Here is an 18,848-nt window from a genome sequence, read left to right as displayed (position 1 = left end):
CGCCCTGATTCTAACGGCGCATTGCGCCCTTGTCGTGCAGCGGAGAAAAGTGCTTGGACAGAGTGTTTATCGAGGGCCTGGAAGTCGACACCGTGATCGGTGCTTACGACTGGGAGCGGGGCATTCGACAGTGCCTGCGTCTTGATCTGAGCTTCGCCTGGGACAATCGCCCGGCCGCCGCCGGTGACGACCTGACCCTGGCGCTCGATTACGCCAGCGTTTCCACGCGTATCCAGGCGTTTGCCGAGCAATCCCAATATCAACTGGTCGAGACCTTTGCCGAGCGTCTGGTGGAAGTATTGATGGCCGAGTTCAAGATCACCTGGGTTCGCCTCAAGCTGACCAAACCGGGCGCCGTGCCGGCCGCCAAGGGTGGCGTGGGTGTGGAGATCGAGCGCGGATGTCGCTGACTCAGGTGTACCTCGGGCTCGGTAGCAATATCGAGCGCGAAACCCATTTGTGCGCCGGGCTCGACGCTTTGGCGAAGTTTCTGGTGGATATCCGCTGTTCGGCGGTATTCGAGAGTCAGCCGGTGGGGATCAAGAGCGGGCCTTTCTTCAACTTCGTGGTCTCGGCATTTACCGATCTGCCCTTGATGGAGCTGGATCGGCGCCTGAAATTCATCGAAGCCGATAACGGGCGCTATGCGCCGGATCGCAAGGGGCTGCCGCTGGATATCGACGTGCTGTTATACGGCGATCTGACCGGTAACTTCGACGGCTTGATTCTGCCGCGTGCCGAGATTCTGAAAAACGCCTTTGTGCTGTGGCCGCTGTCGCTGATTGCGCCGGATCGGGTGCATCCGGGTGTGGGGAAAAGCTTCGCGACGTTGTGGGCCGAGGCGCAGATTGATCAGGTGTTGGCGCCGGTGGCCTTTGAGTGGCGTGGGCAGCAACTGACGTCTTCGGATTTACGTTGAATTAACGGCCGCTTTCGCGAGCAAGCCCACACATTTGGAATGCATTCCCCTTGTGGGAGCGGGCTTGCTCGCGAAGCTTTTCAGGCTGACGCCTTGTCTTTGTAGGCTTTTAGCGCCTTCAGTCGTTCTCGCTTCAGCGCTTCGCCCAGTTCCGGGCCTTTGAATCCCTTCTCCAGTAACGGCTGCACCGCGACTTCCCGCGCAGCCTGGGCAGCGCCGCGTAAATAATCGGCCTGTGGATAACTTCTCTGCTCCAGCCCTTTACGGCCTCGGGCGTCCATTTCGCATGCGCCGACAAACTCTTCAAACCGCTGCGGTCGTCGATACACATCAAAGCTCTGCAACAGCTCCAGCAATGTTGAGGCCTTCAATTCCAGCGCCCGATGACAGTGGGTGTGGTACTTGCCGACAAGCAAGGCCAACTCCTGACAATCCTTCGGTGCCTTGAAGCGTTCGTTGACCGCTTTGATCAGCTTCAACCCAGTGTGTTCATGGGCGATATGTCGTGGCCACTCCTCTTCCGGCGTCAGGCCTTTGCCGAGGTCATGCAGCAGGCAAGCCCAGCGTACCGTCATCGGTTGTTTGTGCAGCGCTGATTGCTCCAGAACGCTGAGAGTGTGCAGGCCGGTGTCGATTTCCGGGTGATGCACTTCCGGTTGTGGCACGCCAAACAGCGCGTCGACTTCCGGCATCAGTTCTTTCAGTGCGCCGCAATCGCGCAGCACCTGGATGAATACCTGCGGCTGATCTTCCATCAGTGCGCGGGAGATTTCTTTCCAGCTGCGTTCGGCGGTCAGCGCCTGCAGTTCGCCGGACTCGCTGAGCTGGCGCATCAGTTCCAGTGTTTCTGGTGCGACAGTGAAGCCAAGACTGGCATAACGGGCAGCAAAGCGCGCAACGCGCAGCACGCGGAGCGGATCTTCGGCGAATGCGGGGGAAACGTGGCGCAGGATGCGCGCTTCGAGATCGCGTTGCCCATGATAGGGATCGGTGAGGTTCTGCTGGTCGTCCTCAGCTATCGCATTGATGGTCAGATCACGACGGATCAGGTCTTCTTCCAGAGTGACTTCGGGGCTTGCGTGAAAAGTGAACCCGCCATAACCGCGACCGCTTTTGCGTTCGGTGCGGGCAAGGGCGTATTCCTCGCCGGTTTTCGGGTGAAGGAATACCGGAAAATCCGCACCCACGGGGCGAAAGCCCTGGGCGAGCATTTCCTCAGTGGTCGCGCCCACCACCACCCGATCAACGTCGGTGACCGGTATACCCAGCAAGCGATCGCGTACCGCACCGCCAACCTTGAAAATCTGCATAAAAAACCTCCGTTAGCCCGACAGGATAACCCTTGTGTCGGACTTTCGGAGGTCAGAACCGCATCTAGAGATGAATCACGGCCAGGTCGAGTCGACCGTAATCACCCTCGCTGTGTTCACTTCGCGGCGGTACGTGGTGAGTTTTCATGATCTGGTCGCCCTGAAGGGTTTCCAGGTGAATGTCGAAGCCCCACAACCGGTGCAGATGTTTCAGTACCTCGTCGGTGGAATCGCCCAAGGGTTTGCGGTCATGTTGCTGGTGACGCAGGGTCAGCGAGCGGTCGCCGCGGCGGTCGATGCTGTAGATCTGCACGTTCGGTTCGCGGTTGCCGAGGTTGTACTGCGCGGCCAGGGTTTCGCGGATGATCCGGTAACCGGTTTCGTCGTGGATCGCCGGGACCAGCAAATCGTCCTTCTGGTCGTCATCGAGGATGCTGAAGAGCTTCAGGTCGCGGATCACTTTCGGTGACAGGTACTGGAGGATGAAGCTCTCATCCTTGAAACTGCTCATGGCGAATTTGATGCTCGACAGCCAGTCGGAACCGGCGATGTCCGGAAACCAGCGCCGGTCTTCCTCGGTGGGGTTTTCGCACATGCGGCGGATGTCGCGATACATCGCAAAACCCAATGCGTAGGGGTTGATCCCGTTGTAGTAAGGGCTGTCGAAGCCTGGCTGGAACACCACGCTGGTGTGCGAGGTGAGGAATTCCATCATGAACCCGTCAGTCACCAGGCCCTCGTCGTACAGGTCGTTCATCAGGGTGTAGTGCCAGAAGGTGGCCCAGCCCTCGTTCATCACCTGAGTCTGACGCTGTGGATAAAAATACTGGGCGATCTTGCGCACGATCCGCACGATCTCCCGTTGCCACGGCTCCAGCAACGGCGCGTGCTTCTCGATGAAATACAGGATGTTTTCCTGCGGCTCGGCCGGGAACCGGGCGTTGTCCTTGTCGCTGTACTTGTCCGCGCCTTTGGGGATGGTGCGCCACAGATCGTTGATCTGCTTCTGCAAGTGCTCTTCGCGATCCTTCTGCCGCCGGCGTTCTTCCTCGGCGGAAATCGGGTAGGGACGCTTGTAGCGATCGACCCCGTAATTCATCAGCGCATGGCAGGAGTCGAGCAGGTCCTCCACCGCATCGATACCGTGGCGCTCCTCGCATTGCATGATGTACTGCTTGGCGAACACCAGGTAATCGATGATCGAACTGGCATCGGTCCAGGTGCGGAACAGGTAATTGCCCTTGAAGAAACTGTTATGGCCATAGCACGCGTGTGCCACCACCAGCGCCTGCATGCAGATGGTGTTTTCTTCCATCAGATAGGCAATGCACGGATCCGAGTTGATCACGATCTCGTAGGCCAGCCCCATCTGGCCGCGGCTGTAGGATTTCTCGGTGCTGAGGAAGTGTTTGCCGTAGGACCAGTGGTGATAGCCCAGTGGCATGCCGACCGAGGCATAGGCGTCCATCATCTGTTCGGCGGTGATCACTTCGATCTGGTTGGGATAGGTGTCCAGGGCATAGCCGGCCGCAATCCGGGCGATTTCGCGGTCGTAGGCCTGGATCAGCTCGAACGTCCATTCGGAGCCGGTGGAAATGGGTTGGCGTTTCTGCTCTTTGGCGGTCATGTCACTAACCTGCGCTGGAAGAGTTCACGGAAGACCGGATAGATATCCCCGGCCGAGACCAGTTGCTGCTGGGCAAACGTGTCGGAAAAGGCTTCGGCGATGCGTTCGTATTCGTACCAGAGGGCCTGGTGTTCGCGCGGGGTGATCTCCACATAAGTGTAGTACTGCACAAACGGCATGATCTGATTGATCAGGATGTCGCGGCAGATCGGCGAGTCATCGTTCCAGTTGTCGCCGTCGGAAGCCTGCGCGGCGTAGATGTTCCATTCGTTGCTCGGGTAGCGCTCGGCCATGATCTCCTGCATCAGCTTCAGGGCGCTGGAGACGATGGTGCCGCCGGTTTCCCGCGAGTAGAAGAACTCTTCCTCGTCCACTTCCCGGGCGCTGGTGTGATGGCGGATGAACACTACGTCGATCTTGTCGTAGTTCCGCTTGAGGAACAGGTACAGCAGGATGAAAAAGCGTTTGGCGATGTCCTTGGTCGCCTGGGTCATCGAGCCGGACACGTCCATCAGGCAGAACATCACCGCTTTCGAGCTGGGGTTGGGTTGCTTGATCAGCAGGTTGTATTTCAAGTCGAAAGTATCGAGGAACGGCACGCGGTGAATGCGCGCGCTGAGTTTCTCGATTTCCGCTTCGAGTTCCTGAATATCGCCGAAGTTGTCCGGCTCTTCGCGCTTTAATCGCGCCAGTTCCTCTTTGGCCTCGCGCAGTTTGGCACGGCTGCTGCCGGACAGCGCAATGCGCCGGGCGTGGGCCGAGCGCAGGGTGCGGATGATATTGATCCGCGACGGGTTGCCTTCGTTACTGATCCCCGCGCGCACGGTCTTGAAGGTGTCGGTACCACTGAGGTTGCGCTTGACCAGATTCGGCAGTTCAAGGTCCTCGAACATGAACTCGAGGAATTCTTCCTGGGTGATCTGGAAAACGAATTCGTCCATGCCCTCGCCGGAATTGCCAGCCTTGCCGGGACCGCGTCCACCGCCGCCCCCCGGAGGCCTGGCGATGTGTTCGCCGGCAGTGAATTCCTTGTTGCCGGGATGAACCACGGTCTGCTTGCCGCCGCGACCGTGGTGAAGCACCGGTTCGTCGATATCGCGACCGGGAATGCTGATCTGTTCGCCGTGTTCCATGTCAGTGATGGAACGGCGGCTGACTGCCTCTTCGACAGCCTTCTTGATGTGATCACGGTAACGCCGCAGGAAGCGCTGGCGGTTCACCGTGCTCTTGTTCTTGCCATTGAGACGTCGGTCGATCACATAGCTCATACGTGGCCCTCCGGGCAGCTTCAAGTTGTGAGCTGCGAGCCGCAAGTAGAAGCACAGCGTTCACATGCTTTTTTCTTGCAGCTCGTAGCTTGAAGCTTGTAGCTGTTTTACTGCGATTTCCGGACCCGTAGGTACCATTCGGACAGAAGTCTTACCTGTTTGTCGGTGTAGCCGCGTTCGACCATTCGAGTAACGAAGTCGTTGTGTTTCTGTTGATCCTCTTTGCTCGCCTTGGCATTGAAGCTGATGACTGGCAGCAGGTCTTCGGTGTTCGAGAACATTTTCTTCTCGATGACCACCCGCAGTTTCTCGTAGCTGAGCCAGGTCGGGTTCTTGCCGTTGTTGTTGGCTCGGGCGCGCAACACGAAGTTGACGATTTCGTTGCGGAAATCCTTCGGATTGCTGATGCCCGCCGGTTTCTCGATTTTCTCCAGTTCTTCGTTCAGGGCGACACGGTTGAGAATCTCGCCGGTTTCCGGATCGCGGTATTCCTGATCCTGGATCCAGAAGTCCGCATACAGCACATAGCGGTCGAAGATGTTCTGCCCGTACTCGCTGTAAGACTCCAGATAAGCGGTCTGGATCTCCTTGCCGATGAATTCGATATAACGCGGCGCGAGGTATTCCTTGAGGTAGCGCAGGTAGCGTTCGCGGGTCTCGGCCTGGAACTGTTCCTGCTCGATCTGTTGTTCCAGTACATACAACAGGTGCACCGGGTTGGCGGCGATTTCATGCGGATCGAAGTTGAACACCTTGGACAGAATCTTGAACGCGAAGCGGGTCGAGAGACCGTTCATGCCTTCGTCGACGCCCGCCGAATCGCGGTATTCCTGGATCGACTTGGCCTTCGGATCGGTATCCTTGAGATTTTCCCCGTCGTAGACGCGCATCTTCGAGTAGATGTTGGAGTTTTCCGGTTCCTTGAGGCGCGACAGCACGGTGAACTGCGCCAGCATCTTCAGGGTGTCGGGGGCGCAGTGTGCTTTGGCCAGCGAACTGTTGAACAGCAATTTGTCGTAAATCTTCACCTCGTCACTGACCCGCAGGCAGTACGGCACTTTGACGATGTAGATCCGGTCGATGAACGCTTCGTTGTTCTTGTTGTTGCGGAAGGTGTGCCACTCCGATTCGTTGGAGTGCGCGAGCAGGATCCCGGTGAACGGAATCGCCCCCAGCCCTTCGGTACTGTTGTAGTTGCCTTCCTGCGTGGCGGTCAGCAATGGGTGCAGCACCTTGATCGGTGCCTTGAACATTTCGACGAATTCCATCAGGCCCTGGTTGGCCCGGCACAGCGCACCGGAGTAGCTGTAGGCGTCGGCGTCGTTCTGTGGGTATTCCTCGAGTTTGCGGATGTCGACCTTACCGACCAGCGCCGAGATGTCCTGGTTGTTCTCGTCACCCGGTTCGGTCTTGGCCACGGCGATCTGGTTGAGGATCGACGGATACAGTTTGACCACACGGAACTGGCTGATGTCGCCACCGAATTCGGCCAGGCGTTTGGTCGCCCACGGCGACATGATGGTGTTCAGGTAGCGCCGCGGGATGCCGAAGTCTTCCTCGAGGATCGCGCCATCTTCGGTGGCGTTGAACAGACCCAGCGGCGATTCGAATACCGGCGAGCCCTTGATCGCGTAGAAGGGCACTTTTTCCATCAGCTGTTTCAGCTTCTCGGCCAGGGACGATTTACCGCCACCGACGGGGCCGAGCAGGTAGAGGATCTGTTTCTTCTCTTCCAGGCCTTGGGCGGCATGGCGGAAATACGAGACGATCTGGTCGATGCATTCTTCCATCCCGTGGAAGTCTTCAAAGGCCGGATAGCGACGAATCACCTTGTTGGAGAAGATCCGCGACAGCCGCGAGTTGGTCGACGTGTCGAGCAGCTCGGGTTCGCCGATGGCCATCAATAGACGCTCGGCGGCGGAAACGTAAGCGCTGCGGTCCTTTTTGCACAGCTCCAGGTACTCCTGCAGCGAGAGTTCTTCCTGGCGTGTGGACTCGAAGCGTTGTTGGAAGTGGCTAAAGATACTCATGACGTCACCTCGCTCGATACGTGGAGCCGACGCCGGATCACTCAGTCGATGCTGGCAAGCAGCCGTGGTGGCTGCCTGTTTACCCCCCAGAACACTTTCGCGGTCGACAACCTTGAAAGTCACTCCCGATGACCCGTGCGCCGGTGTACCGGCTCTCCCCTGTTTTGGATGGCCTGGGCTTAAGGATAGTTGGGAATTCGGGAGGTAAAGGCGAGATACGTAATTAGTTGTGGCAGACCGTTCGTCTGCCCCGCGCAGGCCCACGGCAGCCGGGGCCTGCACGTGACAAAAAAATTATTCGGCGGCGCCTTGCGCGGTTTCCGACGGATAAGTCGTACGCCACAACTCAAAGCCACCGTCCATGCTGTAGACGTCGGAGAAACCCTGACTGATCAGGTAGGCGGCCGCGCCCTGGCTGGAATTGCCGTGGTAGCAGACGACAACGGTCGGTGCATCGAGGTCGGCGCCTTGAATGAAGGCGTGCAGCGAGTGGTTGTCCAGATGCTTCGAACCGCTGATATGCAGGGCGGCAAAAGTTGCAGGATCACGGACATCGACCACGACTGCGCCTTGCTCACGCAGGGCATGGGCCTGTTCCGGGGGGATTCGTTTGAATTCGCTCATGGCGGGTTCCTGTAGCTCGGCAGAGTGCGCAGTCTAACGCGGGGCGCTGACTGGCGGAGTTTCGGGGATAAGTGGTGCGACTGATGGCGCAAGCCCGCCGTGTTCATCGCATTTGCATGACACGCGCTCGCCGCTGTCGACGTTCATCAGGGTCAGGCTGCCGCCCCAGACACAACCGGTGTCCAGTGCCGAGATGCCCGGTTCACGGACATCGCCTTCCAGCGCGGCCCAGTGGCCGAAAATGATGCGCAGGCCGCGGGTCTTGCGCTCTTTGTGCTGGAACCATGGCTTATAGCCGGGCGGGGCAGTGTCCAGGCCTTCCTTGCTTTTGAGATCGAGCTTGCCGTCGGCGGTGCAGAAGCGCATGCGGGTGAAATAGTTGGTGATGACGCGCAGGCGGGTCACGCCCGTGAGCTCGCTGTCCCACTTCGCCGGCTCATTGCCGTACATGCCATCGAGATACAGCGGAAACAGGTTGTCGTCACGCAGTGCCGCTTCGGCCTCGGCCGCGTACTTCAGGGCCTTGCGCAAGGACCACTGCGGTGGGATGCCTGCGTGCACCATGGCTACTTCGCGTTGTTCGTCGTAGTGCATGAGTTTCTGCTGGCGCAGCCACTCGAGCAGATCGGCTGCGTCGGGGGCTTCAATGATCTCGCGCAGGGTATCGGACTTCTTCAGGCGCTCAATGTTGTTGGCCGCAGCGAGCAGGTGCAGGTCATGGTTACCCAGTACGCAAACCAGCGAATCGCGCATGCCGTAGAGAAAACGCAGGGTCTCCAGCGATTGCGGGCCGCGGTTGACCAGGTCGCCGACCAGCCACAGCCGATCGAGCTTCGGGTCGAAAGCCACTTGCTTGAGCAGACATTTGAGCGGTTCGAGGCAGCCTTGCAGGTCGCCGACGGCGTACGTCGTCATCAGTGCAAGGCTCCGGGCACAGCGAGGCGGAAAGGCTTGATGATCGCGTCAAAATGCTTGCCGTCGTCGGCGACCATTTCATAAGAGCCCTGCATGGTGCCGACCTTGGTGGTCATCACTGTGCCGCTGCTGTAAGTGTGGCTCTTACCTGTGTCGATCAGCGGTTGCTGGCCGACGACACCGGCGCCGCGCACTTCTTCGACATGCCCGTCACCGTCGGTGATCACCCAATGCCGCGACAACAGCTTGGCCGGGAGCGCGCCATTGTTTTGCACGGTGATGGTGTAGGCGAAGGCGAAGCGGTTGTGCTCGGGTTGCGATTGGTCTGCCAGGTAGCGGGTAACGACACTGACGTCGACCTGATAACGAGAATCGGACATGCAAAAGGGCCTTAAGCAAAGCGGAACGCGAGGCGTAGCTGATGGGGAATCAGTCTAGGCAAGTATCCGGCAGTAAACCAGAGTGGCGTCCTGCCCGATAGCGTACATCGCCAGTCAGTCGGCGGCGGGGGCGGCAGGAACCTGCTCGGCGAGCTTGTCGGCCAGGCGCACGAATGCGGCCAGGTCCAGTTGCTCGGGGCGCAGGCTGCCATCGACACCGGCGGCTTCGATCTCGGCAGCGGTCATCAATTGCTTGAGGGTGTTGCGCAGGGTCTTGCGACGCTGGTTGAAGGCTTCGCGAACGACACGCTCGAGCAGGCGATGATCCTTGGCCGGGTGCGGCAGTACCGCATGCGGCACCAGGCGGACGATGGCCGAGTCGACCTTTGGCGGCGGGTTGAAAGCGCCCGGGCCGACGTTGAACAGGTGTTCCACACGGCAGTGATACTGAACCATGATCGACAGACGACCCCAGTCGCCGCCACCCGGGCCTGCGGCCAGGCGCTCGACCACTTCCTTCTGCAGCATGAAGTGCATGTCGCGAATGATGCCGGCGTTGTTCAGCAGGTGGAAAATCAGCGGTGTGGAGATGTTGTACGGCAGGTTGCCGACCACGCGCAGGCTGTTCGGCGCAGCGTTGAGGGTGTTGAAGTCGAACTTCAGCGCATCGCCCTGATGCAGGTTGAAGTTGCTCTTGCCGGCAAACTGCTGGTTGAGGATCGGGATCAGGTCCTTGTCCAGTTCCACCACGTCGAGCTGCGCACCGGAGTTGAGCAGGCCAGCGGTCAGCGCGCCCTGGCCCGGGCCGATTTCCAGCATGCGGTCGCCGGATTTGGCGCTGATGGAGCGCAGGATGCGGTCGATGACGCCGGCATCGTGCAGGAAGTTCTGGCCAAAGCGTTTGCGCGCCTTGTGTTGGTATTGCTCGGTCATAAACGGGTCTCGGCCATCTGGTAGGCGGTTTCCAGGGCGACCTGCAGGCTGCCGGTGTCGATCTTGCCGCTGCCGGCCAGATCCAGGGCGGTGCCGTGATCGACCGAGGTGCGGATGATCGGCAGGCCAAGGGTAATGTTGACTGCGGCGCCGAAGCCTTTGTACTTCAGCACGGGCAGGCCCTGGTCGTGGTACATCGCCAGCACTGCGTCGCAGTGCTCCAGATATTTGGGGGTAAACAGAGTGTCGGCAGGCAGCGGGCCACGAAGGTCCATGCCCTCGCCGCGCAGGCGCTCTAAGGTAGGTTCGATGATGTCGATTTCTTCATGGCCCAGGTGTCCGCCTTCACCGGCGTGCGGGTTGAGCCCACAGACCAGGATGCGTGGCCGGGCGATGCCGAATTTGTCTTGCAGGTCGGCGTGCAGAATCCGCGTGACCCGTTCCAGCCGTTCCGGCGTAATTGCATCGGCAATCTCGCGCAGGGGCAGGTGAGTGGTGACCAGGGCTACGCGCAAACCGCGAGTAGCGAGCATCATCACCACTTGGGCGGTGTGGGTCAGGTCGGCGAGGAACTCTGTGTGCCCGGAGAACGGGATGCCGGATTCGTTGATCACGCCCTTGTGTACAGGGGCGGTGATCATCCCGGCGAAGTCGCCGTTCAGGCAGCCGTTGCCGGCGCGGGTCAGGGTTTCCAGCACGAAGGCAGCATTAGCCTGGTCCAGTTGCCCGGCAACCACGGGGGCGCTGAGCGAGGTGTCCCAGACGTACAGGCTGCCGGCCGCTGCTGGCGCATCCGGCCATTGACCGGGTGCCACTTCCAGCAAAGTGACGGCCAGCCCCAGCTGCGCGGCCCGCTCGGTGAGCAGGTCGCGGCTGGTGATGGCAATCAGGGGGTGTGGCTGGGCTTGCGAGGCGAGCAGCAGGCACAGGTCGGGACCGATGCCGGCTGGTTCGCCGGGTGTCAGCGCGAAACGCTTGGGTTTCACTGCGCTGCCTGGTCTGCACCAGGGAGTTTGATTTCTACGTAGGCTTCTTCACGAATCTGACGCAGCCAGTTCTGCAGCTCTTCATCGTACTTTTTGTTACGCAGAACGGTCATCGCCTGTTGCTCGCGGGCCTGTGCGGTGCTGTCGGTGGCGCGGCGGCCAAGGACTTCCAGCACATGCCAGCCGTACTGGGTCTGGAACGGCTTGGACAGCTGACCTTGTGGGGTCTTGGCCATCACTTCGCGGAATTCCGGTACCAGTGCGTTCGGGTCGATCCAGTTCAGGTCGCCACCGTTGAGTGCCGAACCCGGGTCTTCGGAGTAGTTCTTCGCCAGTTCAGCGAAGTCTTCACCGGCCAGGATGCGCTCGTACAGCGACTGCACCAGGGCCTTGGTCTTGGCTTCGTCACGGATCGGGCTTGGCTTGACCAGGATGTGGCGCACATGCACCTCATCACGCATCTGCGCTTCGCCACCACGTTTGGCCAGCAACTTGAGGATGATGAAACCACCCGGGGTGCGTGCAGGCTGAGTGATGTCGCCAACGGCCATGCTGCTCAGCTCACGATCGAACGGCGGTGGCAGTTGCGCAGCTTTACGCCAGCCCATGTCGCCGCCTTCCAGGGCGTTGTCGCTGCCGGATTTGGCAACGGCCATCTGACCGAAGTCAGCGCCTTGCTTGAGCTTCTGGTAAACGTCCATCGCCTGACGGTAAGCGCTCTGAATCGCATCAGAGTTGGCGCTTTCCGGCGTCGGGATCAGGATGTTGGCCAGGTGCAATTCTTCGGACAGCTGCATCTTGCCCAGGTCGGAGGCGAGGAAGTTCTTCACTTCCTGCTCGGAGACCTGGATGCGCTCTGCCACACGACGCTGACGCACACGGCTGATGATCATCTCGCGCTTGATCTGGTCACGGGCGTCGTCATAGGACAAACCGTCGTGTGCCAGGGCGGCGCGGAATTGATCCACGGTCATGTTGTTGCGCTGGGCAATCGTACCGACCGCCTGGTTCAGCTCTTCATCGGTAATGCGGATGCCGGAACGCTCGCCGATCTGCAGTTGCAGGTTTTCGACGATCAGGCGCTCGAGCACCTGCTGATCCAGCACGCCTGGAGGCGGCATGCCGCCGCCACGTTTGGCGATGGTCTGCTGAACTTCGTGGACGCGCTGGTCCAGTTGGCTCTGCATGACCACGTCGTTATCAACGATCGCGACCACTTTATCGATGGACTGTACTGCGGCGTTGGCCGCAGTACCCAGGAACAGCGCGCCCAGCAGCAGCGGGCGCAGAGAATCAGAAAGCTTGGTCTTCACGTTGACGATAACCTTGGATGCCTTTGTCGAGGAAGCTCTCTACCTTGGCGCCAGTCAGGCCGCCGAGTCCCTTCAGAACAATTTGGAGGAAGACGCCGTGGTCGCCTTTTTCGTTTTGCGGAGCTTCCTGACTGAATTCGTCGTAGGAAACCCAGTAACGGTTGATCAGGCGCAGTTTCCAGCAGCAGTTGTCGTATTCGAAACCACCGAAGGCTTCCAGCGTACGGTTGCGGTTGTAGTCGTACTGCCAGCGGCTGATCGCGCTCCACTGCGGAACGATCGGCCAGATGACCGAGAAGTCATGCTGCTGGATCTTGTAGTAGTCCTTCACGTAGCCAGGTTGGCCCGGCGTGCCGTAGTCGCCGCCGCCCACAGCCCACTTGCCGGTGTTCTGGTCGTAACGGATCTGGTCGTTGCGATAGCGATAACCGACGTTGACCACCTTGTTCGGGTTGTCTTCAGGCTGGTAATGGAACATCGCGCTGCCGGAACGCGGGCTGCGGCTGTCCGGATCCCAGTTGTAGTCGGCAGTGGTGCGCCAATCGCGGTTCCAGCGGTATTCGTATTCCAGCGCGTATGGCGATACGTCGGACTGGGCGTCCTTGCGATCCTTGAACGCGATGCCTGGCAGTTGTACTTCACGATCCTTGAAGTAGTAAGCCTGGCCTACGCTGATGCGCTGACGCTCGAAACCGTTGTCTTCGATCCAGCGGCTGGTCACGCCCAGCGACAGCTTGTTCTCGTCGCCGACACGGTCGGAGCCGGAGAAGCGGTTATCGCGGAAGAGCGACGCGTAGTTGAAGGTGTATTCACTGGTATCGAATACCGGAATGTCTTCCTGATCAACCTTGGGTACATACAGGTAGAACAGACGCGGTTCCAGGGTCTGGCGATAGTTCTTGCCGAAGTACGACGTGTTGCGGTCGAAGTACAGGCCGCTGTCGACGCTGGCGATCGGTACGCCACGGTTCTGGTTGCTGTCGAAGGTGCCGTTGAGCTTTTGCTGCTCAGCAGTCATCGCAGCAATCTGCGACTTGCCGGTGCCGTCCAGATCCAGCTGGTATTGGGTGTACTGGTACTTGAGCGATGGCTTCAGGAAGCCATAGGTCCAGTTCATCGGCAGGCTGACGCCCGGCTTCAGGTTCAGACGATCGCCGTTGGCGCGCGCCAGGCCCTGAACGTTTGTATCCAGGCGAGGCGAGATGGTGCCGTCTTCATTGGTAAAGTTGCCGTTTTGCAGATCACGATCGAACCGAACAATTTCGGTCTCGTAATCGAAATTCAAACCTTCCGGGTGATACGGCAGTTGACCATTGAAGGTGATCTGCGGCAGACGGCCGTAAGGCGTGATGTTCGAAACGGTTGCCAATTGGTACTGCTGCGCATTCAGGCGAGCGGTGTAGCTGTCGCCACGATAGGTCACCGAACCTTGCTGATTCACGAAGTCCTGGCTCTTCACACCGATCTGATCAGTGGTCAGGTCCTGGAAGTAATACGGATCGCTGATCTTGGTGTAGTCGACCTGAGTCAACACACGGGAGTCGAGACCGCCCTTGTGCTGCCAGTTGTACATGTAGCGATTTTTTTCGTAGTCGGTCTGCTTGCTGCGATCGGTATCTTCGTCGTTCAGATACGCCGCACCGAACTGGCCTTCGCTGGACTTGGTCAGGTAACGGAACTCGCCTTCGACCAGCATGCCGCGTTTGCTCATGTAACGCGGGTACAACGTGGCATCGTAGTTCGGCGCCAGGTTGAAGTAGTACGGAGTGACCAGCATGAAGCCGGTATCGCTGCCGGTGCCGATGGTCGGCGGCAGGAAGCCCGATTGACGACGGTCGTCGATCGGGAAGTAGATGTACGGCGTGTACAGGATCGGAATGTCCTTGACCCGCAGTGTCACGTTGGTCGCGGTACCGAAGCCGGTGGCAGGGTTCAGGGTGATGTTGTTGCCCTTGAGCTGCCAGGCGTTGCTGTTCGGTTCGCACGTGGTGTACGTGCCGTCCTTCAAGCGAATGATCGCGTTTTCGGCGCGCTTGGCGTACAGCGCGTTACCGCGGATGCGCGATTTGTGCATCACGTATTCGGCGTTGTCGACCTTGGCTTCACCGGTATCGAGCTGTACATCGGCGTGGTCGCCGACGATCAGTGCGCCGTTGTCGCGGATGCGTACGTCGCCATTGAGTTCGGCGCGGCTCTCGGCCTGGTACAGGCTGGCCTCGTCGGACTCGACCTGCATGCTGCCCTGACGCAGGACCACGTCGCCGGCCAGCGTACCCACCTGATCTTCGGTGTTGTAGCGCGAGGCTTTGGCGCCGATAAAGGTCGGTGCGTCACTTTTATTCGTCTTGTCATTCATGCCAGGACGAATCGGTTCGATATAGGAACCAGAGCAGTAAGGACCGGTCTCGGCCAATTGGGCGGCGGTGAGCTTCTCGCGCGGAACCCAGTCGAGGTGACTGTAGTCTTCGCTACGGGATTTCAGACCGCGGCCCTTGGCTTCGGTGACCAGCACAGGCTTGGCGCCGGTGTCGGATGTGGAACCGTTCTGGGTCGGGGCTTCGCCGGCGGCGCTGACAGCGCTGCCGTCATGCACCGGACGCGGCGGCAATGCAGCTGCCGGCGTCTTGGGTGCACACGCCCAGCCACCCGTTGCCGAGACGGCGCAGTCATACTGCTCGGCGGCAACAACGAATTGACTGGCCAGAGGTTGCATAGCCAGCAGACTGCCGGTTACCAACAACGGAAATTTTTTACGAAACGCGGGGGATTTCAATGCCATCTTATTAGTCCGGGCTTCCTGCGTGCCATCTGCCCGCGGTGTGGGCCGCACGCCTCTCGATGGTCTGAAAAAGATGCTGGATAATAAAGCATGACCCGCTTGACGGCTAGCGCCGTCGGAGACCCTTGCAATGCCTGACCAAGATGTACGCTTGCAACACCTGAAAGTTTGGCTCGATGAGCAGTTGGCAATCCTGTTTGCAGATCAGGGCTGGGGCGCCGTGCCCCCGGCTACGTTGACCGCGGCCAGCAGTGACGCGAGTTTCCGCCGTTATTTCCGCTGGGAAGGAGAGGGGCGCAGCTTCGTCGTGATGGACGCGCCGCCACCCCAGGAAAACTGCAAACCGTTCGTGGATATCGCCTTTTTGCTGGCGAAATCCGGAATTAACGTGCCGAAAATTTATGCAGAAGACCTCGAACGCGGATTTCTTTTGCTCAATGACCTGGGCAACAAGACCTATCTCGACGTAATCGACAGCGAAAATGCCGACGCTTTGTTCAGCGATGCCCTGCAGGCGCTGTTGGCTTTTCAGCAATTGCCGATGGTCGCACCGCTGCCGAGTTACGACGTGGCACTGCTGCGCCGCGAGCTGGAACTGTTCCCCGAGTGGTACGTAAAGCGCGAACTCGGCATCGAGTTCGACGCGGCACAGCAGCAACAATGGCAAGCCGTCAGCGATCTGCTGATCGACAGCGCCCTGGCCCAGCCGAAAGTGCTGGTGCACCGCGACTACATGCCGCGCAACCTGATGCTCAGCGAGCCGAATCCCGGCGTGCTCGACTTTCAGGATGCGGTCTATGGCCCGGTCACCTACGACGTCACCTGCCTGTTCAAGGACGCCTTCCTCAGTTGGCCTGAAGAGCGCGTGCGTGGCTGGCTGGAAAGCTACTGGCAGCAAGCCTCGGCGCTGGACATCCCGGTGCAAGCGGATTTCGAAGACTTCCTGCGTGCCAGCGACCTGATGGGCGTACAACGCCACCTGAAAGTCATCGGCATCTTCGCCCGCATCTGCCATCGCGATGGCAAGCCGCGCTACCTGGCCGACGTGCCGCGTTTCTTCGCCTATATAGAAGCGGTGCTTGCGCGTCGTCCTGAACTGGCGGATCTGCAGGCGTTGCTCGCCAGTCTGCGTGGCGGAGCGACTGCATGAAGGCGATGATTCTGGCGGCAGGCAAGGGCGAGCGCATGCGCCCGCTGACCCTGACCACCCCCAAGCCGCTGGTGCGTGCCGGCGGCGTGCCGTTGATCGAATATCACCTGCGCGCGCTGGCGGCGGCTGGTTTCAGCGAGATCGTGATCAACCATGCCTGGCTCGGTCAGCAGATCGAAGATTACCTGGGCGACGGTTCGCAGTTCGGTGTGAGCATCCAGTACTCGCCGGAAGGTGAGCCGCTGGAAACCGGCGGCGGCATTTTCCGCGCCTTGCCGTTACTCGGTGACGATGCGTTCCTGGTGGTCAACGGCGATATCTGGACCGATTACGACTTCAGCGTGCTGCATCAACCGATCAACGGTCTGGCGCATCTCGTACTGGCGGACAACCCGGCTCATCATCCGACGGGCGATTTCACCCTGACTGACGGCCGGGTACAGGATGGCCAGCAAGGCGCGCAAACCCTGACCTACAGCGGCATCGCCGTGCTCCATCCGCAGTTGTTCGATGGCTGCGCGGACGGCGCATTCAAGCTCGCACCACTGCTGCGCAAAGCCATGGCTGACGGACAGGTCAGCGGTGAGCGTCTGAAAGGTCACTGGGTGGATGTCGGTACGCATGAGCGTCTGGCCGAAGCTGAAGCATTGATAGAAGCGAGTCGTTGATATGTTGTGGCCAGGGACTCTGATTGGAGCCGGAGCGGGTTTTGCGATCGCCAGCATTCCGGGGGCCATGCTTGGGGCATTGTTGGGACAGGCGTTGGATCGGCGCCTGCACCTGCAAAGCTGGGGGCACTTGCGGGAAAAACTCGGCGGACGGCCGATGTTGCGCAACGACGAATTGCTGTTCGTGTTGCTCGGGCGTCTGGCCAAAAGTGACGGGCGAGTGACGGACGGTCATATCCAGCAGGCGCGCCATGAAATGAACGCCCTGGAAATGAGCGAGCCGGCGCGGCGGCGGGCGATTGCTGCGTTCAATCGCGGCAAGTCCGGCGGCGACCGCCTGCGCGGTTATCTGCGCCGCCTGAGTGCTCAGCCGCATGCCGCCGAGGGCGTGTTGCGCGCCTGCTGGCGGATGGTCTGGGCCGACGGTCGTGCGGGCGTCAGTGAGCGTGAATTGTTGGCGCAGTGGGGCAAGTGGCTGGGTTGGACACCCCACCAGATTCAGGCGCTGGCCAATGATTACGAGCCCAATAAACGGCCGATTGTCAGTGCCGCGGTGAGTTATCAGGAAGCGATGCGCCTGCTCGGGGTGTCGGCGACCAGCGAGCCGGCGCAGATCAAGCGTGCCTATCGCCGGCTGCTCAGCCGTCATCACCCGGACAAGATCGCCGGCAGCGGCGCAACGCCGGAGCAGGTGCGTGAAGCGACCGAGAAAACCCGCGAGCTGCACAACGCGTTTACCCTGATTCGGGCGCGGCGGGATTTTCGCTGATCGTTAGAGGTGAGTTGTTGATGAGGGCCTCTTCGCGAGCAAGCCCGCTCCCACATTGATCGCACTCCAGCTGAAGGAATGCGATCAGGGTGGGAGCGGGCTTGCTCGCGAATGGGGCCACTCGATCTATCAGTCAGTCTTCTGCGGATTCAACCAGCCACGCACCCGCCGGAATATTTGTTCCTGCTCAGCCTTTTTATCCGGCAACGCCTTGAGCGCCACCTGGCTGAAGGTAGAAGTCTTCAGGCGCTTGCTGGCCTGCATGCGCTCGAGCGCCGCGTTGCGATCCAGCGCCTTGTCCATGTAGAAAATGTCGGCGGTCGGCAACTTCAGGGTCGGTGTCAGCTCGGCCAATTGTGGCTTGGCCTTGCTCGGCGTTTGCGCATCGACCATCACCAGTTTCTCGACCTGGGAACTCTGCCGCTCGCTGAGAAAGCGCGCTGCCCAGTACGCGCCCGTGCCGTGACCGAGGACCACGACCCGGCGTGCGCTTTGCTGCTCGGCGTAGGCGATCGCCGCATCGATCCGCGCAAAGATCCGCTCGGCATCCGCCTTGGATTGTTCTTCAGTTGTTTCGGCGACCACCTGATCCGCCACTTCCGCTTCACCGCCCGCCGCCTGTTCGATCGGTTGCGCAGTGGTGGAATCCTTGCTGCCACTTTCCGGGGCTTTCGGCGCGGCGGCGGGCGCAATCACCCGCGGTGCAATGACATCGCTTTGCAGATCCGGCAGGGTGATACTCAGGCTGCTCCACTCGACATCGGGCAATTTGCTGCGCAGTGGGCCGATCACTTGCGGCCAGTCAGCGGTTTCGCCGGCGCCGGGGACGATAATCACCGCACCTTTGGGCTCGGCAGTGTTGGCCGGTTTCCACAGGGCGAGGAAAGTATCGGCGCCGGCCTGCAATTGCTGCTGTTCTTGTGCCGGGACTTTGCGTTCGAGTGCTGCGGCTTCTTCCTGACTACGCTCAAGCAGTGGCTGGCGTTCGGCCGGTTTTTCGGCGGCCGGTTGCTCGGCGGTGGAGGCGGGTGCCGGATCGGCGGCCTCGACGGAAAACGCACAAGGCAGGATCAGCGACAGGCACAATGCTGGCATTGCCAGGCGGTAGACAGAGGGCATCGGTTATTCCAGGCCAGAAAAGTATCCCGGCAGCCTAATGGGTTGGTCAGAATTTGTC

Annotated in this window: 17 protein-coding genes; 5 read left to right on the top strand and 12 right to left on the bottom strand. The window is 60.0% G+C overall.

Going from position 1 to position 18,848, the window contains the following annotated elements; all coding sequences use genetic code 11:
• Window positions 1-53: 53 nt before the first annotated feature.
• Together folB and folK are read left to right on the top strand one after the other, a co-directional pair.
• The gene (folB, locus tag J1G18_RS00230; protein ID WP_003228857.1) at window positions 54-410 is read left to right on the top strand and encodes a dihydroneopterin aldolase; all 357 of its coding nucleotides are present in this window, start codon (window positions 54-56) and stop codon (window positions 408-410) included.
• Window positions 401-919, top strand: coding sequence for a 2-amino-4-hydroxy-6-hydroxymethyldihydropteridine diphosphokinase (gene folK / locus J1G18_RS00225; protein WP_223006911.1), 519 nt, complete (start codon window positions 401-403; stop codon window positions 917-919). The genes folB and folK overlap by 10 nt, the downstream gene beginning before the upstream one ends.
• Window positions 920-999: 80 nt before the next feature.
• On the opposite strand, the gene J1G18_RS00220 is transcribed toward folK, so the two are convergent.
• The 11 genes from J1G18_RS00220 to J1G18_RS00170 all read right to left on the bottom strand — a co-directional run bounded on the left by J1G18_RS00220 (window position 1,000) and on the right by J1G18_RS00170 (window position 15,084).
• Entirely contained in the window at window positions 1,000-2,229 is a 1,230-nt protein-coding gene (locus J1G18_RS00220) for a multifunctional CCA addition/repair protein (protein WP_223006910.1), read from the bottom strand.
• 64 nt (window positions 2,230-2,293) lie between these two features.
• Entirely contained in the window at window positions 2,294-3,856 is a 1,563-nt protein-coding gene (locus tag J1G18_RS00215; RefSeq protein WP_027610714.1) for a SpoVR family protein, read from the bottom strand.
• Window positions 3,853-5,124 (bottom strand): YeaH/YhbH family protein, encoded by a 1,272-nt coding sequence (locus J1G18_RS00210; RefSeq protein ID WP_003228849.1) that lies wholly within the window; start codon window positions 5,122-5,124, stop codon window positions 3,853-3,855. The genes J1G18_RS00215 and J1G18_RS00210 overlap by 4 nt, the downstream gene beginning before the upstream one ends.
• 107 nt (window positions 5,125-5,231) lie before the next feature.
• The gene (locus J1G18_RS00205) at window positions 5,232-7,154 is read right to left on the bottom strand and encodes a PrkA family serine protein kinase (RefSeq protein ID WP_003228848.1); all 1,923 of its coding nucleotides are present in this window, start codon (window positions 7,152-7,154) and stop codon (window positions 5,232-5,234) included.
• 294 nt (window positions 7,155-7,448) lie between these two features.
• Window positions 7,449-7,778 (bottom strand): thiosulfate sulfurtransferase GlpE, encoded by a 330-nt coding sequence (gene glpE, locus J1G18_RS00200; RefSeq protein WP_098965914.1) that lies wholly within the window; start codon window positions 7,776-7,778, stop codon window positions 7,449-7,451.
• A gap of 33 nt (window positions 7,779-7,811) precedes the next feature.
• Window positions 7,812-8,693: a symmetrical bis(5'-nucleosyl)-tetraphosphatase gene (locus J1G18_RS00195; RefSeq protein WP_223006909.1), complete on the bottom strand. Its 882-nt coding sequence runs from the start codon at window positions 8,691-8,693 to the stop codon at window positions 7,812-7,814.
• Window positions 8,693-9,073, bottom strand: a complete 381-nt coding sequence (gene apaG, locus J1G18_RS00190) for a Co2+/Mg2+ efflux protein ApaG (RefSeq protein WP_134787470.1) — start codon at window positions 9,071-9,073, stop codon at window positions 8,693-8,695. The genes J1G18_RS00195 and apaG overlap by 1 nt, the downstream gene beginning before the upstream one ends.
• 114 nt (window positions 9,074-9,187) lie before the next feature.
• Window positions 9,188-10,006 carry a 16S rRNA (adenine(1518)-N(6)/adenine(1519)-N(6))-dimethyltransferase RsmA gene (gene rsmA, locus J1G18_RS00185; protein WP_027610718.1) on the bottom strand — a complete coding sequence of 273 codons (819 nt, stop codon included), beginning with the start codon at window positions 10,004-10,006 and terminating at the stop codon, window positions 9,188-9,190.
• A complete protein-coding gene (gene pdxA, locus J1G18_RS00180) occupies window positions 10,003-10,992 on the bottom strand; it encodes a 4-hydroxythreonine-4-phosphate dehydrogenase PdxA (RefSeq protein WP_223006908.1) in 990 nt (329 codons plus the stop codon). The genes rsmA and pdxA overlap by 4 nt, the downstream gene beginning before the upstream one ends.
• On the bottom strand, window positions 10,989-12,305 hold the full coding sequence (locus J1G18_RS00175; protein ID WP_134787469.1) for a peptidylprolyl isomerase: 1,317 nt from the start codon (window positions 12,303-12,305) through the stop codon (window positions 10,989-10,991). The genes pdxA and J1G18_RS00175 overlap by 4 nt, the downstream gene beginning before the upstream one ends.
• Window positions 12,286-15,084 carry an LPS-assembly protein LptD gene (locus J1G18_RS00170; RefSeq protein ID WP_223006907.1) on the bottom strand — a complete coding sequence of 933 codons (2,799 nt, stop codon included), beginning with the start codon at window positions 15,082-15,084 and terminating at the stop codon, window positions 12,286-12,288. Before J1G18_RS00170 ends, J1G18_RS00175 begins: the two co-directional genes overlap by 20 nt.
• Before the next feature lie 130 nt (window positions 15,085-15,214).
• Here J1G18_RS00170 and J1G18_RS00165 point away from each other — a divergent pair, with 130 nt between their 5' ends.
• Genes J1G18_RS00165 through J1G18_RS00155 form a run of 3 tightly spaced genes read left to right on the top strand, consistent with a single transcriptional unit; the run spans window position 15,215 to window position 17,671 of the window.
• Window positions 15,215-16,234 (top strand): aminoglycoside phosphotransferase family protein, encoded by a 1,020-nt coding sequence (locus tag J1G18_RS00165; protein ID WP_223006906.1) that lies wholly within the window; start codon window positions 15,215-15,217, stop codon window positions 16,232-16,234.
• Window positions 16,231-16,902 (top strand): N-acetylmuramate alpha-1-phosphate uridylyltransferase MurU, encoded by a 672-nt coding sequence (murU, locus tag J1G18_RS00160; protein ID WP_027610723.1) that lies wholly within the window; start codon window positions 16,231-16,233, stop codon window positions 16,900-16,902. Before J1G18_RS00165 ends, murU begins: the two co-directional genes overlap by 4 nt.
• Before the next feature lies 1 nt (window position 16,903).
• Window positions 16,904-17,671, top strand: a complete 768-nt coding sequence (locus J1G18_RS00155; RefSeq protein ID WP_223006905.1) for a TerB family tellurite resistance protein — start codon at window positions 16,904-16,906, stop codon at window positions 17,669-17,671.
• Between the two features lie 129 nt (window positions 17,672-17,800).
• On the opposite strand, the gene J1G18_RS00150 is transcribed toward J1G18_RS00155, so the two are convergent.
• A complete protein-coding gene (locus J1G18_RS00150) occupies window positions 17,801-18,790 on the bottom strand; it encodes an alpha/beta hydrolase family protein (protein WP_223006904.1) in 990 nt (329 codons plus the stop codon).
• Between the last annotated feature and the right edge of the window lie 58 nt (window positions 18,791-18,848).

Source organism: Pseudomonas sp. MIS38 (assembly GCF_019891575.1).
Classification (GTDB): domain Bacteria; phylum Pseudomonadota; class Gammaproteobacteria; order Pseudomonadales; family Pseudomonadaceae; genus Aquipseudomonas; species Aquipseudomonas putida_A.
This window is presented reverse-complemented; position numbering and strand designations above follow the sequence as displayed.

Bases quoted from the DNA above. Each gene is read 5' to 3' on its own strand.
- folK (WP_223006911.1), top strand. From the start codon at position 401: ATGTCGCTGACTCAGGTGTACCTCGGGCTCGGTAGCAATATCGAGCGC.
- J1G18_RS00220 (WP_223006910.1), bottom strand. From the start codon at position 2,229: ATGCAGATTTTCAAGGTTGGCGGTGCGGTACGCGATCGCTTGCTGGGT.
- J1G18_RS00215 (WP_027610714.1), bottom strand. From the start codon at position 3,856: ATGACCGCCAAAGAGCAGAAACGCCAACCCATTTCCACCGGCTCCGAA.
- J1G18_RS00210 (WP_003228849.1), bottom strand. From the start codon at position 5,124: ATGAGCTATGTGATCGACCGACGTCTCAATGGCAAGAACAAGAGCACG.
- J1G18_RS00205 (WP_003228848.1), bottom strand. From the start codon at position 7,154: ATGAGTATCTTTAGCCACTTCCAACAACGCTTCGAGTCCACACGCCAG.
- glpE (WP_098965914.1), bottom strand. From the start codon at position 7,778: ATGAGCGAATTCAAACGAATCCCCCCGGAACAGGCCCATGCCCTGCGT.
- J1G18_RS00195 (WP_223006909.1), bottom strand. From the start codon at position 8,693: ATGACGACGTACGCCGTCGGCGACCTGCAAGGCTGCCTCGAACCGCTC.
- apaG (WP_134787470.1), bottom strand. From the start codon at position 9,073: ATGTCCGATTCTCGTTATCAGGTCGACGTCAGTGTCGTTACCCGCTAC.
- rsmA (WP_027610718.1), bottom strand. From the start codon at position 10,006: ATGACCGAGCAATACCAACACAAGGCGCGCAAACGCTTTGGCCAGAAC.
- J1G18_RS00170 (WP_223006907.1), bottom strand. From the start codon at position 15,084: ATGGCATTGAAATCCCCCGCGTTTCGTAAAAAATTTCCGTTGTTGGTA.
- J1G18_RS00165 (WP_223006906.1), top strand. From the start codon at position 15,215: ATGCCTGACCAAGATGTACGCTTGCAACACCTGAAAGTTTGGCTCGAT.
- murU (WP_027610723.1), top strand. From the start codon at position 16,231: ATGAAGGCGATGATTCTGGCGGCAGGCAAGGGCGAGCGCATGCGCCCG.
- J1G18_RS00155 (WP_223006905.1), top strand. From the start codon at position 16,904: ATGTTGTGGCCAGGGACTCTGATTGGAGCCGGAGCGGGTTTTGCGATC.
- J1G18_RS00150 (WP_223006904.1), bottom strand. From the start codon at position 18,790: ATGCCCTCTGTCTACCGCCTGGCAATGCCAGCATTGTGCCTGTCGCTG.